The organism is Acinetobacter sp. ANC 5600 (genome assembly GCF_002018395.1).
GTDB classification, from domain to species: domain Bacteria; phylum Pseudomonadota; class Gammaproteobacteria; order Pseudomonadales; family Moraxellaceae; genus Acinetobacter; species Acinetobacter amyesii.
The window spans coordinates 462,831-475,796 of record NZ_MVKW01000003.1 but is presented as its reverse complement, the minus strand read 5'-3'; the positions used below and the strand labels follow the sequence as shown (position 1 = coordinate 475,796).

General features: G+C 41.5%; 14 protein-coding genes. 7 read left to right on the top strand and 7 right to left on the bottom strand.

Annotation, left to right across the window (positions count from 1 at the left end):
* Positions 1-2 precede the first annotated feature (2 nt).
* Positions 3-671: a glutathione S-transferase family protein gene (locus B1201_RS09140; RefSeq protein ID WP_078193231.1), complete on the top strand. Its 669-nt coding sequence runs from the start codon at positions 3-5 to the stop codon at positions 669-671.
* 34 nt (positions 672-705) lie between these two features.
* Here B1201_RS09140 and B1201_RS09135 read toward each other — a convergent pair whose 3' ends face one another.
* Positions 706-1,872: a GGDEF domain-containing protein gene (locus B1201_RS09135; protein ID WP_257227391.1), complete on the bottom strand. Its 1,167-nt coding sequence runs from the start codon at positions 1,870-1,872 to the stop codon at positions 706-708.
* A 282-nt stretch (positions 1,873-2,154) separates the two neighbouring features.
* Here B1201_RS09135 and B1201_RS09130 point away from each other — a divergent pair, with 282 nt between their 5' ends.
* A complete protein-coding gene (locus B1201_RS09130) occupies positions 2,155-2,724 on the top strand; it encodes an FMN-dependent NADH-azoreductase (protein WP_078193229.1) in 570 nt (189 codons plus the stop codon).
* Between the two features lie 88 nt (positions 2,725-2,812).
* On the opposite strand, the gene B1201_RS09125 is transcribed toward B1201_RS09130, so the two are convergent.
* Positions 2,813-3,724 (bottom strand): alpha/beta hydrolase, encoded by a 912-nt coding sequence (locus B1201_RS09125; protein ID WP_078193228.1) that lies wholly within the window; start codon positions 3,722-3,724, stop codon positions 2,813-2,815.
* 155 nt (positions 3,725-3,879) lie between these two features.
* Between B1201_RS09125 and B1201_RS09120 the strand changes: the two genes are divergently transcribed.
* Positions 3,880-4,317, top strand: coding sequence for a DUF2147 domain-containing protein (locus tag B1201_RS09120; RefSeq protein ID WP_078193227.1), 438 nt, complete (start codon positions 3,880-3,882; stop codon positions 4,315-4,317).
* Positions 4,318-4,421: 104 nt separating this feature from the next.
* On the opposite strand, the gene B1201_RS09115 is transcribed toward B1201_RS09120, so the two are convergent.
* Entirely contained in the window at positions 4,422-4,769 is a 348-nt protein-coding gene (locus B1201_RS09115; RefSeq protein ID WP_078193226.1) for a Spx/MgsR family RNA polymerase-binding regulatory protein, read from the bottom strand.
* 630 nt (positions 4,770-5,399) lie between these two features.
* Positions 5,400-6,218, bottom strand: coding sequence for an exodeoxyribonuclease III (locus B1201_RS09110; protein WP_078193225.1), 819 nt, complete (start codon positions 6,216-6,218; stop codon positions 5,400-5,402).
* 40 nt (positions 6,219-6,258) lie between these two features.
* Between B1201_RS09110 and pyrE the strand changes: the two genes are divergently transcribed.
* Positions 6,259-6,909, top strand: a complete 651-nt coding sequence (pyrE, locus tag B1201_RS09105) for an orotate phosphoribosyltransferase (RefSeq protein WP_078193224.1) — start codon at positions 6,259-6,261, stop codon at positions 6,907-6,909.
* Positions 6,910-7,028: 119 nt separating this feature from the next.
* Here pyrE and B1201_RS09100 read toward each other — a convergent pair whose 3' ends face one another.
* The 3 genes from B1201_RS09100 to B1201_RS09090 all read right to left on the bottom strand — a co-directional run bounded on the left by B1201_RS09100 (position 7,029) and on the right by B1201_RS09090 (position 8,775).
* On the bottom strand, positions 7,029-7,373 hold the full coding sequence (locus tag B1201_RS09100) for a hypothetical protein (protein ID WP_078193223.1): 345 nt from the start codon (positions 7,371-7,373) through the stop codon (positions 7,029-7,031).
* A gap of 176 nt (positions 7,374-7,549) precedes the next feature.
* Positions 7,550-7,747, bottom strand: coding sequence for a DUF3565 domain-containing protein (locus tag B1201_RS09095; protein ID WP_078193222.1), 198 nt, complete (start codon positions 7,745-7,747; stop codon positions 7,550-7,552).
* 125 nt (positions 7,748-7,872) lie between these two features.
* A complete protein-coding gene (locus tag B1201_RS09090; RefSeq protein WP_078193221.1) occupies positions 7,873-8,775 on the bottom strand; it encodes a GGDEF domain-containing protein in 903 nt (300 codons plus the stop codon).
* Positions 8,776-9,100: 325 nt separating this feature from the next.
* Here B1201_RS09090 and gshB point away from each other — a divergent pair, with 325 nt between their 5' ends.
* The 3 genes from gshB (at position 9,101) to murC (ending at position 12,909) form a co-directional block, all read left to right on the top strand.
* Positions 9,101-10,045, top strand: a complete 945-nt coding sequence (gene gshB, locus B1201_RS09085) for a glutathione synthase (RefSeq protein ID WP_078190578.1) — start codon at positions 9,101-9,103, stop codon at positions 10,043-10,045.
* Positions 10,046-10,348: 303 nt separating this feature from the next.
* On the top strand, positions 10,349-11,446 hold the full coding sequence (gene murG / locus B1201_RS09080) for an undecaprenyldiphospho-muramoylpentapeptide beta-N-acetylglucosaminyltransferase (RefSeq protein ID WP_078193220.1): 1,098 nt from the start codon (positions 10,349-10,351) through the stop codon (positions 11,444-11,446).
* 14 nt (positions 11,447-11,460) lie between these two features.
* Positions 11,461-12,909: a UDP-N-acetylmuramate--L-alanine ligase gene (gene murC, locus B1201_RS09075; protein WP_078190576.1), complete on the top strand. Its 1,449-nt coding sequence runs from the start codon at positions 11,461-11,463 to the stop codon at positions 12,907-12,909.
* Positions 12,910-12,966: the final 57 nt, after the last annotated feature.

The following is a 12,966-nucleotide window of genomic DNA, read 5'->3' as shown; positions in this document are numbered from 1 at the left end:
AAATGATGCAATTATATATTGCCAATAAAAACTATTCGACGTGGTCTATGCGACCGTGGTTGGTGTTACACGCGTTTAATTTACCCTTTCAAGAGATCTTGATTCCTTTTTCTGAAGAAGCAGATGGCGGAGCATTCAAGCAGCAAATGTTAGCCCTACATGCCAATGGCAAGGTGCCCCTACTGCAACATGACGGTATGATGATTTGGGACTCATTGGCGATTTGTGAATATTTGGCAGAGCAGTTTCAAGAGCTTCCACTGTGGCCAAAAGATGCTACACAACGTGCATGGGCACGGAGTATTTGCGCGGAAATGCACAGTAGTTTTATGCAATTGCGTAGCTTATGCAGTATGAATCTGCAGGCGGATTATGGTCGTCATGGTCAGAGATTATGGTCTGAACATGCTGAATTGCGTGCTGAAGTGACTCGAATCGAGCAGATTTGGTCGAGTCATCCTGCGGTGGATGGCTTTCTATGCGGTGAATTTAGTATTGCCGATGCATTTTTTGCACCCGTAGTGACACGTTTACAGACCTTCCAGCTACCTGTGAGTGACAACACACAGCGTTATATGCAAAAGATTTTGCAGCATCCTTCTGTGGTGGCATGGATCACGGCTGCTCAACTGGAACAGCCAGTCCGCCGTATGGAACAGTATCCACGTTAAAAGCTTAATGCCGCATCTGAGCTATATAAAAGTTTTAAACCAAATGGCTAAAGCTTTGTTGTTCGGTGTAGGCCATGACCATGTTACGACCCCCAGCTTTAGCTGCATATAGCGCCTGATCAGCATGGGTCAGCAATTGTTGCGGTACCAATTCAGGCGTAGAAATTGCAATGCCAAAACTAGCTGTCACATGAATTGACTGACCGTCATGCCCCCAAATTTCAAGCTGTTCAATGGCTTTTCGACAGCGCTCTGCAATGAAAATCGCTTGTTCTAAGTTAGAATTTTTTAACACCAAAATAAACTCTTCCCCGCCAAAACGCCCAACTACATCACTACCGCGTAAATGTTGGTTTAATACTTGGCTGACGAGAATCAAGGTTTCATCGCCTTTATCGTGTCCGTATTCATCATTGATGCGTTTAAAATGGTCTAAGTCCAACAAGACCAGTGCATATGTATCTGTTTTAGCACTATCGAGCTGTTCCAAACACTGATTGATACTGCGTCGATTAAATAAATTGGTCAGTGGGTCGACTTGACTGAGTTTTTGAATCAAATGCTCACGGTGACGCCATTGGCTCAGTAAGATTTCAAATAAAGCCAGACAGGTTAATAAAATAGGAACAATGAAAAAGATCATTGAGAAGAGCCAAAAACTATTTTGATAGCCATAGGCATGAGGTTGAAAAATCGGGGCGTAGGGAATAATGCCGCGAATACTTAAATACATGCAAATAGATAAAAAAATCGTGGCTGGAATCAGCATGCTATAGACGATTTTTCGTGTAAATAGCACTAATCCAACGGTCACTAGGCTCACATAGGAGATCATGGTGGCTGGGCTCATGACACCAATTAAATAACCATCACGACATAAAGAAATGACGAATAAGCCGACCGAAAGATAAGGTAAAACAAGCTGAATTTTTGGGTTTTCTTTTCCAGCATAGCAAGGCCAAATCAGTAGGACCATCAAGCAAAAAAAGACGATATTAGTCCACAATTGAGAGTGGATGAGCTCAAGGTTAACCCACTGCCAAAGTTCTGGCGTGACATAAACATAAAATTTCCAAATGATCCAAAGCAGATGAATGGCTGAGCCAAGCATCAGCATGAGCATACACTTTTTCAGGATGCTCCAATTCATGACCACTTCATCTTCCAGTAAATACTGGGCGATTCTATTGCGAAGGATCATGTCACGTATGCTTGATTTCACCGTCATCCTGTGTCATTGCCCTGTTCGAGTTATCAGTTTTTTTCTTAAAGTTTATATAGATATCATTTTATAGGCTTACATTAGCATGAAAATTTACACTTGATAACGGTCAAGAACCGCTCAGTAATTTTAAATTTTTTTACGAGTTTAAAAAGATTGTTCTAAAAATAAAACATAGTGTCATAAGGATCGGGATTATTCTATTTATGAAAAGTGATTACACTAGGCTCAAGTTAATAACAACAGCTTTAGGTTTTAGTCATGAAAATTTTGCATATTGATTCAAGCATCATGGGCGACGCTTCAGTTTCGCGTCAACTTAGCGCTGAAATTGTACAACAGCTACAGCAAAAACATGGGGATGCTGCACAGGTTCAATATCTCGATTTAGCAGTACAGCAGATTCCACATCTCAGCAATGAAATTTTGATGGGTCAAAATGCAGAACAATCGGCTTTAGGCGAGCAACTGTTACAACAGTATTTAGATGCCGATGTGGTTGTGGTTGGTGCTGCTATGTATAACTTCGGTTTGCCATCAACTTTGAAAGCATGGATTGACCGTATCAGTGTTGCAGGTCGTACTTTTAAATATACAGAACAAGGTCCAGTGGGCTTGGCAGGTGACAAAAAAGTCTACATTGCCAGCAGTCGTGGCGGTGTGTATGGCGATAACAGCCCTGTAGATTATCAAGAAGGTTTATTAAAAGCCGTGTTTAATTTCACAGGTGTCAGCGATATTGATGTGATTCGTGCCGAAGGTGTCAATATGGGACCAGATATGAAAGCACAGGCAATGGCGACAGCTCAGACTCAAATTCAAGCCATTTAATAGATTGACATTTCCCTCTTAGGTCAGCATCTGCTGACCTTTTTTTATGGTGACTTTGATCTGTTCTTAGGGAATTAGTTTTCAGGGATTAGTCCTGATCTAGTCGGTGTGCAAAATCGGCTAAATCACTCAGCGCACGCTGTCCTTCTTCAAACCATGGGCTAAACATTTGGAAGTTATGCCACATGCCAGTGTATAACTTGAATTCGACATCTAGGCCGGCTTCTTCTGCTTTGACTTTAAAACGCTGCGCATCATCCAATAAAATTTCTTTAGAACCCACTTGAATATGAATCGGAGGTAGTCCTTTGAGCTCTGCAAAAAAAGGCGAGACCAATGGATCAGCTCGATCGACCGAGCGTGGTACATAATAATCAATGCCGGTTTCGAGGGCTTCTATGCTTAACAGCGCATCATGCTTACGGTTATAACGCAAAGACTCACTGCTCAGCGTAAGGTCTAAAAACGGTGACATCAACACCAAACCACTGACTTGTGGAAGTTGGTCCTGTTGAATTTTAAGGGCTAAGGCAAGCGCCAAGTTTGCACCACAAGAGTCGCCTGACAAAATAATATCTTTGGCTTGAACCCCTTGATCTAATAACACCGCATACACATCAAAAAGGGCATCGAGTGCTTCAGGGAACTGTGCTTCAGGGGATAAAGGATAATCCAAATGTAACACTTGCATTTGCGTGCGTGCCGCAACTTGAGTCAGAAACGCCCGATGCGTGTTCATCGAACCCAAGAAAAATGCGCCCCCATGAATATGAAAAATGAGTTGGGTCGATGCCTGTTGTGGTTTGATTTCTTCGGCTTTTAAGCCGGCTAAGCGAATAGGACGAATTTGTACATCCGGGTTTTGGGGAAATGCACGACACATTTGTTCCAAAGCAAACCTTAAAGTATTGGGCGGTAAATTGAATTGGCTCGGCCCACGAATTGTGGTTTTTAAAATGCTTTCTGTAATCAGTTGTTTCGTCAGTGGCGATATCTTCATTGTCTTTCCATCTTTTTCTATTTTTGGAATCGTGTGAGCATATTTACCAACACAAATTACAAGGTTACACTAAACGGTCACATACAAAAATTGATAAATTGTTGTGACTTTTGGATACTAATGTCGTCTATATCAGACCAGGGAAATAAACAAAAATGAAAAAAATTGCACTAGCATTAGGATTGATGAGTTTAGCCGCATTTGCAAATGCTGCAGATCCGCTAAATGGTACAACTTGGAAAACCATTGATGATAAAACCAAGCAGCCAAAAGCGATTGTAAAATTCACTGAGCAAAAAAATGGTACGCTTTCTGCGAGCATTCAGTCAGTTTTGACACCAGGTGAAGAGAACGCTTGTAAAAAATGTGAAGGCCCATATCACAATAAATCATTAAAAGGCTTACGTATTGTGACAGGTCTTAAAAATGTAGGTGGTACAAGCTATGAAGACGGTTCAATTTTGGATCCTCAATCAGGTAAAACTTACAAGTTAAAAGGTCAATTGGCTGATGGTGGCAAAAAACTAGAGCTTCGCGGCTTTATTGGCGTTGCTGCTTTAGGTCGTAACCAAACATGGATTCGCGCCAACTAATTTGACATGATTCAAACAAAAAAAGCCTGACAATGTCAGGCTTTTTTATAGCCTATTTTCAGCCACAATTGAACTAGAGCCGTGCATGAGTGTGATAAAAAAATTTATTTCAATGCACGGTAAGCGCTTTCATCAAAGCCAACCAATAAATCGCTACCTGTATCGAGTACAGGACGTTTAATCATGCTGCTATGCGCTGTTAAACACTGAATCAAATTTTCTTCACTGGCTAAGGCTGTCTGTTGCTCTTCTTCACTCAGTTTTTTCCATGTTGTGCCTTTTTTGTTGAGAATCACATCAGCGCCTTTGGCATTAAGCCATTTTTTTACGGTTTTAGCATCAATCGCTTGTTTTTTATAGTCATGAAATTCGTAGCTTAGGCCTAATTCGTTGAGCAAGTCGAAAGCTTTTTTCATGGTATTGCAGTTTTTGATGCCATAAATTTTAAGCATGAACAGGTGTCCTTAATTATTCAAACAATAAGATAAAAAATACAATTCAGCATTATCCTACAGGCTAATTCATCAATGCTCAAAGCTCGATCGTGATGTGGATTGAGAAATAAATATTTTGCTGTAAAAGTCGCATGTAATAAATATTGGGTATTGTCATCAAAACGACATTTTGGTCTTTTAGAATAGCCTACAGAACAAAACGATGCTCAGAAAAGAAAGCGATGCAATAACAAGAAAATTCAGCTTAAGGTTGCACAGTCAAAAGTAGAAAGAAAGCGAGAATAAGAAAATGCTGTGCAGATCGAATTTTTAGCTGTTTTATTTGGGGGATGTTTGAGTCTATAGATGTGGGGACTAGATAAGAGAAAACCCGCATTTAATCATCCTGATCATGCGGGTCTCAATCCAACGTCCATTGTCACATCCTTGAAAACAAGCTAAATCATTTAGTTTGTTTTTATACTTCCTTCGGCGTCCAATCCTTTTATGTCATCCTGACATGTCCCTTTGCCGTGCGACCATAATGCTATGTTCAAGTTATGAGATAAATCCACAAATTCGTCATGTAATGTGAGAAATAAGCTCTAATTGAGTAAACAATTGTTCACTCAATTAATTGTTGGAAGCTTAAATTTTATAATCAATAATCACAGGGGCGTGGTCGCTAAACCATTCATCTTTAAATATCCAAGCATTGACTGTACGTTCTTTCCAGTCTGGTGAACATGCATGGTAGTCGATACGCCAACCCACATTTTTGGCACGCGCTTGTCCTCGGTTAGACCACCAAGAGTAAAGCTCGGCTTCTTTACGTACCTCACGGAAGGTGTCGACATAGCCAAGCTCATCATAAATATGATCGAGCCATGCACGTTCATGTGGTAAGCAGCCTGAAGCCTTTTGGTTCCCAGACCAATTTTTAATATCAATACGTTTGTGTACGATGTTGTAGTCACCGCAAACAATCACTGACTTATTTTCAGCACGCCATTGCTTCAAAATTTGTTGATATTCGCCTAAAAATAGGTCTTTGCGCGCCTGAGCTTCTTCACCCGATGAACCAGAAGGCAGGTAGAGCGAGCAAATATGTGCAGTTTGACCAAGTCCTAAATCGAACTCAGCAGAAATAAAGCGGCCTTGAGTGTCTGCCAATTCAAAACCTAAACCATCTGTCACTGAAACAAAAGGTAGGCGGCTATAAATCGCAGTACCGGCATAGCCTGGGCGTTCTGCAGGGAAAAGGTGTGTAAACCAACCTTCGGGTTTAAATTTATCGGTCCATTGTTCATGGGTAATGCGGCTTTCTTGCATGCAGATGACATCGGCATCTGAAGTTGCCATCCAGTCAAAAATACCTTTTTTTTCAGCGGAACGCAGGCCATTCACATTAATTGAAACGACACGTAAAATTTTTTGATCACTTGGATAGCTACTCTTTGGTATCATGCTCAGGTTTAACCTCAAACTTAAAAAAATGGAGCACCTCATGACAGCGCAAGCGGCATTTAATCCACAAGCTTTTATCGAACTGGCATTATCACGTGGTGTGCTTAAATTTGGTGAGTTTACTTTAAAATCGGGTCGTGTGAGTCCTTATTTTTTTAATGCGGGTCTACTAAACGATGGCGAAGCCTTATCATTATTGGCTTCTGGCTATGCAGCTAAATTAACAGAATGCGATAATGTGGAAGTGGTCTTTGGCCCAGCTTATAAAGGTATTCCATTTGTAGCAGCAACGGCTGTCGCACTGTCACAGAACCATGGTGTGAGCGTACCTTGGGGCTTTAACCGTAAAGAAGCGAAAGACCATGGGGAAGGCGGTGTATTGGTTGGTGCGTCTGTTGAAGGTAAAAAAGTCTGGATCATTGATGATGTGATCACTGCGGGTACAGCGATTCGTGAAGTAGTAACTATTCTGAAAAATGCCGGTGCACAAATTGCGGGCGTATTGGTGGCGCTAGACCGTCAAGAAAAAGGTCAGGGCGATTTGTCTGCGATTCAAGAAGTACAAAAAGAGTTAGAAATTCCTGTACATGCTTTAATCACTATGAAAGATTTAATGACTTTCTTAGATGCAAAAGGCGAAACTGAAGCCTTGGCGAAAATGGAAGCGTACCGTGTGAAGTATGGGATCTAAGCTAAGCCATGAACTTGAAGAAGGAAGCGATAGCTTCCTTTTTTGTATCTATATGAAAGTAAATTATTAAATTGATCTAATTAAAATTAAATCTGCACAGAAAGATTTAATGATGCGCTTTATTCATGACTAAGGGCCTCATCTAACCATACATATTCTTGCTCTGTACCTAAAATAAATCTATAGCCATAAGGTAGTGCCATATAAATAGCTAGGTCAGGCCTTTTGTGGATTATATGAGAAAAGTGGACATTTTCTAGAGTATTAAAATCACCATCATATTGATCTGTTGTTAACCACCATCCACTCATATGAGTTGGAGATTTATATCTCACCCCTTCAACAGCGCTATTGCTGGTAAGCACTCCTTTTGATACAACCACCAACTGATTTAAATTTACTGGGTTAAATTCTTTATCATAAAACTCACAGCACTCTCTTTGCTTATCCAATATATTTTTCATGGCATATTTCCTTCCAGCATTGTCTAAAAGTAACGTGGTTGAAAGAAGAAGTACAAGTTAAAGTGTAGGATATTTAAAATCGTGAATAATTTATAATTATGTATTTGATTTATATATTAAAAATAAAGTTAAATGGATGTAAATTTCCACTTTATTGGTATTTAACATAAAATCTCTTATACGAAACCCTCTTCATCACACTTCTTACATTCCAACATTACCCCTAACTTTTCATTCCGTCCTTGCTCCGTCAAAACCCAAGGACGGTTTTGCCAAGGCGGATCATGCCGGACATGCTGTGTATGGCCACAAGCTAAAATAGCATACCAATGATTTTCATCATCCAAGGCAAAATCAACAATGGCTTGCTGCATATCGGGCACCTATCTAAACTGAACTTATGTTGAAAAGGGGAGAGAGCTCATGCTGAGCAATCACAACGGTTTGAATATCAAATTACTAAATAAACAGTGAAATTTGGTTTATTTCTGCCGCACGCTTAGGCCGCGACAAATCTATTTTTCCCGCCATGTTTGGCTTTATACAGCGCTAGATCAGCACGTTTAATTGTATCTTCGTAGGTACAATCTTCAGGCATGATGGTTGTCACTCCTATGCTCACGGTGACATGCGCGTTATCTATTGAAAACCGACTTAATTCTTTTCTGGAATGTTCATGTATCCGTTTGGCAAATTGAATGGCTTGTTCGCAGCCCGTATTGGGTAATGCGACCACAAACTCATCTCCACCTAAGCGGCAGGCGCAATCGGTCTTGCGCAGCGTTAAACGAAGAATATCTGCGACTGCTCGGATTGCCTCATCACCGACATGATGACCTTTGCTGTCGTTGATTTTTTTGAGGTTATCAAGATCGAACATCAAGATCGAGGTCTGTATGGAATGCCGTAGGTATGACTCATAATGTAATGCTAAGTCATGCTCTAATTTTCTTCGGTTGAAAAGACCGGTTAACTGATCGGTATGGCTGAGTTCTTTCAGCTTGATTTCCAAGTTGTGACGCGCTGAAATATTACTTGCGACCCAAAGTACAACGTCTTCTTTATCTACCGAAAAACTGAGGGCTTGGATGCGCACCTCAAACCAAATGGGCTCTTCAGGGCCATAATCAGGCAGACCTTTTACATCCCTATTGCTCAATTCGTACTCTTCGATGAGTAGATTTCCTGACGCTAGAGCTTGGTCGATCAGTTGCATAAACAAGTTGGCTTTATCTGGCTTGATCACATCTGAAATATAGTTACCAACAAGACCGGAACCATCGTGGTAATAACGATTATCGCGCCCGCCAAAAACTGCAACGTATTTTCCACTACGTGATATGACAAATGCAGGGTCTGGTAAAGCATCAAGAATGATAGCCATCTGCTCAATGTTGATCATCAATGAATTCTATTTTTTATTTACAATAATTAACACAATAGCTAAAAAAATAAAAAGCACGTGTTTTTTCACCAAAAATAGTGATGAGTGAGATGTAGGTGTGATGAATATCTGTCTCAATTGTTTGGCATCTATTTACGCAGGCCTAACACCATAATGCTTTCACGGCTTATTTCCGTTATAGAGATAAGGCAGATGATAGAAATGTTTTGAATTATCGCCTGCATCACACGAATCCATACATACACATGTAAAATCAGAATAAACAAAAGAAAAATCTCGGCTATACTCGTTCATAAATTGATAATGAACAGAGCACTGAATAATGCGTGTACTTGTTGTGATGGATCCCATCGAAAATGTAAACCTAAAAAAAGATACCTCAATGGCGATGCTATGGGCAGCAGCACGTCGTGGACATGAGCTAGGCTATGCATTACAGCAAGATTTATATATCGATCAAGGCAAAGCCTTTGGTTTGATTTCTCCGCTAAAAGTTTTTGAAGACTACAACCACTATTACGAACTCGGCGAAAAACAAAAAGAATCGATTGCTGCTTATGATGTGGTTTTGATGCGTAAAGATCCGCCGTTTGACATGAACTTTGTCTACACCACCTATATTTTGGAACAGGCTGAACGCGAAGGTGCATGGATTATTAACAAGCCACAAAGCCTACGTGACTGCAATGAAAAATTGTTTGCGACACAATTCCCTGAACTTCAAGTACCAACCTTGGTGACTTCACAGCAAAGTCTGATTCGTGAATTTTTACAAGAACATGGCGATGTGATCGTGAAACCATTAGATGGCATGGGTGGTATGGGCATTTTCCGTTTATACCAAGATGGCGTAAACATTGGTTCAACCATTGAGATCCTGACTAACAACGGCACACAGCCGATTATGGCGCAGCGTTATATCCCCGAAATTGTGGATGGCGACAAGCGCATCTTGATGATCAATGGCGAGCCCGTACCGTATTGTTTGGCGCGTATTCCGCAAAATGGTGAAGTGCGTGGCAATTTGGCGGCAGGTGGCTTGGGCGAGGCGCGTCCATTGACCGAAAATGATAAAGCCATTGCAGCCAAAGTTGGGCCATTCCTTCGTGAAAAAGGGTTAGTGTTTGTCGGTCTGGATGTGATTGGTAATTACGTGACTGAAATTAATGTCACCAGTCCAACCTGCGTACGTGAAATTGATGCGCAATTTGGCACCTCGATTGCCGATGATTTATTCGATGTCCTTGAGGCAGGTTTAAAAGCTTAATTTTGCACTAGATTTAAAAGAGTCCTCCACGGGCTCTTTTTTTGTCCTGCCCTCAGGGGAGGGGAGCTTAAAAAGCAAAAAAAATGTAAGTGAATGCAATTAAAGTGAAAAATTGTCTGATTTTTTTTCAATTCTCATAGATTAATAATAAAACTAGTTTAAACTTTTAAAATAGTAGAAAAAAACAATCATACGCCTGTTGAAAAAAAGTAAATTACCTTTCACGGTCATGCGTTTGTGATTACAATTGTTTGCTTAAAATCGAATATCATTAGCCTCTTTTTAGAATTGAAGAATTAGACAGTGACCGAAGTAACGCAAGTAAAGCCGAAACATGTCATGATGATGGCTGCCGGAACCGGTGGTCACGTCTTTCCAGCGCTCGCTGTTGCTAAAGAGTTGCAACAACAAGGCTGTGAAGTTTCTTGGCTCGCAACGCCAACAGGCATGGAAAATCGCCTGCTTAAAAATCATCATATTCCAATTTATCAAATTGATATCCAAGGCGTACGCGGCAATGGAGTCGTGCGTAAGCTGATGGCACCGTTTAAAATTCTCAAAGCTACTTTGAGTGCCATGCGTTATATGAAACAACTCAAAGTTGATGCAGTTGCAGGCTTTGGGGGTTACGTGGCTGGGCCGGGTGGCTTGGCCGCTCGTGCATTGGGTATTCCGGTTATTATCCATGAACAAAATGCGGTGGCAGGTTTTACCAATACGCAATTATCGCGTGTGGCGAAAACGGTGTGTCAGGCATTTCCAAATACCTTTCCTGCACAAGATAAAATCGTGACCACAGGTAATCCTGTACGTAAAGAAATTACAGAAATTTTAAATCCGTCATGGCGTTACCAAGAGCGTGAAAAAGCTGGTTTGCCATTACGGATTTTAATTGTAGGGGGCTCACTGGGGGCACGTGCCTTAAATGAATGTGTGCCGGCTGCTTTGCAGCAATTAGAACAGCCCCTGAGTGTATATCATCAGTGTGGTCAAAATAATGCTGAAAGCACATTGGCTCGTTATGCAAACGCACCTGAACATATACAAGTTGAAGTTCAGCCGTTTATTGAAGATATGGCAGCAGCCTATTCTGCAGCGGATTTGATTATCTGCCGTGCTGGTGCGCTAACCGTCACTGAAATTGCGACAGCGGGTGTAGCAGCCGTGTTTGTTCCTCTGCCAAGTGCAGTGGATGACCATCAAACTGCAAATGCCGGATTCTTGGCCAATATCAATGCCGCAAAAATTTGCCCACAAGCGGACATGACCGCAGAAAGTTTAACAGCGTTGTTGAAGCCGCTGATGAATCGCCAACGACTTATGGAAATGGCGGTTAAGGCTCGACAACAGGCACAACCCGATGCGACACAGCACGTGGTTGGTTTAATTCAAGATTTGTAAAATTCGAGTAATCTATGTCTCCATCAACGCCTGCCGATCAAGCGAAAAAGCTCATTAAAGTGCCAGAAATGCGCCGTATTAAACACATCCATTTTATTGGGATTGGTGGTGCGGGCATGTGCGGTATTGCCGAAGTATTGAAAAACCAAGGCTATAAAGTTTCAGGTTCAGATATTAAAGCGTCGAAAACCACGGCTCAGCTTGAAGAAAACGGCATTCAAGTTTTCATCGGTCATGCTGCTGAAAATATTCAAGGCGCCAATGTAATCGTGGTATCAACAGCTATTGATTCTGAAAACCCGGAAGTGAAAGCGGCGATTGAAACTCGTACACCTGTCGTGCGTCGTGCAGAAATGTTGGGTGAATTAATGCGTTACCGTCATGGTATTGCCGTTGCGGGGACGCATGGCAAAACTACGACAACCAGTCTTGTGACCTGCATGTTGGCAGAAGAAAATCTAGACCCAACTTATGTCATTGGTGGTTTGTTAAATCGTACTGGTGTGAATGCTGCATTGGGTGCAAGCCGTTATATCGTGGCTGAAGCGGACGAATCAGATGCGTCATTCCTGCATTTACAGCCGATGGCAACGATTGTTACCAATATCGACGCTGACCATATGGATACCTATGGCGGTAGCTTTGATGTATTGAAAGATACCTTTGTGCAATTTTTACAGCGTCTTCCATTTTACGGTTTAGCCGTGATGTGTGGTGATGATGCCAACATCCGTGAAATTATGCCGCGTATTGGTCGTCCTGTCGTGACGTATGGTTTCAATGAAGACAATGACATTCGTGCTGTTGATGTGGCTCAAGAAGGCATGCAATCACACTTTACAGTTTTGCGTAAAGACCGTGAGCCGTTACGTTTAACCATTAACTTGCCGGGTCTTCATAATATCTTAAATGCCTTGGCAGCGATTGGTATTGCAACGGATGAAGGTGTTTCTGATGCTGCGATTGCGCGTGCCTTAGAAAGCTTCAGTGGTGTAGGTCGTCGTTTCCAAGTACAAGGCGAATTTGAAGTTGAAGATGGCTTGGTGAAATTGGTCGATGACTATGGTCACCATCCAAAAGAAGTCGAAGCGACCATTAAAGCGGCACGTGCAAGTCATCCAGATCGTCGTTTAGTGATGATGTTCCAACCGCACCGTTTTAGCCGTACGCGTGACTGTTTTGATGACTTCGTCGATGTCTTGTCACAAGTCGATCAACTCTTGTTATTGGAAGTTTATCCTGCGGGTGAAAAACCAATTGTGGGTGCAGATAGTCGTGCATTGGCTCGAAGCATTCGTCTACGTGGTGAAGTTGAACCGATTCTCATCGATCCAGTAGAAGGCAACTTACAAGCAGTAATGAAAAAAGTGTTACAAGCAAATGACTTGTTATTAACACAGGGCGCAGGTAATGTTGGAGCAATCTCAATCGAACTTGCTCAAAACAATCTCTATGTAAAATGATCACCGCTTGGTGATCCAAAGTTTGTTTAGACCGTAGATAAAAGTTTAAGGATATAA

Excerpts from the sequence above, each read along its gene's own strand:
- B1201_RS09100 (WP_078193223.1), bottom strand. The coding sequence starts at position 7,373 with ATGAAAAATATATTGGATAAGCAAAGAGAGTGCTGTGAGTTTTATGAT.
- B1201_RS09115 (WP_078193226.1), bottom strand. The coding sequence starts at position 4,769 with ATGCTTAAAATTTATGGCATCAAAAACTGCAATACCATGAAAAAAGCT.
- B1201_RS09140 (WP_078193231.1), top strand. The coding sequence starts at position 3 with ATGATGCAATTATATATTGCCAATAAAAACTATTCGACGTGGTCTATG.
- B1201_RS09095 (WP_078193222.1), bottom strand. The coding sequence starts at position 7,747 with ATGCAGCAAGCCATTGTTGATTTTGCCTTGGATGATGAAAATCATTGG.
- B1201_RS09125 (WP_078193228.1), bottom strand. The coding sequence starts at position 3,724 with ATGAAGATATCGCCACTGACGAAACAACTGATTACAGAAAGCATTTTA.
- B1201_RS09120 (WP_078193227.1), top strand. The coding sequence starts at position 3,880 with ATGAAAAAAATTGCACTAGCATTAGGATTGATGAGTTTAGCCGCATTT.
- murC (WP_078190576.1), top strand. The coding sequence starts at position 11,461 with ATGTCTCCATCAACGCCTGCCGATCAAGCGAAAAAGCTCATTAAAGTG.
- pyrE (WP_078193224.1), top strand. The coding sequence starts at position 6,259 with ATGACAGCGCAAGCGGCATTTAATCCACAAGCTTTTATCGAACTGGCA.
- B1201_RS09090 (WP_078193221.1), bottom strand. The coding sequence starts at position 8,775 with ATGATCAACATTGAGCAGATGGCTATCATTCTTGATGCTTTACCAGAC.
- B1201_RS09135 (WP_257227391.1), bottom strand. The coding sequence starts at position 1,872 with ATGATCCTTCGCAATAGAATCGCCCAGTATTTACTGGAAGATGAAGTG.
- B1201_RS09130 (WP_078193229.1), top strand. The coding sequence starts at position 2,155 with ATGAAAATTTTGCATATTGATTCAAGCATCATGGGCGACGCTTCAGTT.
- B1201_RS09110 (WP_078193225.1), bottom strand. The coding sequence starts at position 6,218 with ATGATACCAAAGAGTAGCTATCCAAGTGATCAAAAAATTTTACGTGTC.
- gshB (WP_078190578.1), top strand. The coding sequence starts at position 9,101 with ATGCGTGTACTTGTTGTGATGGATCCCATCGAAAATGTAAACCTAAAA.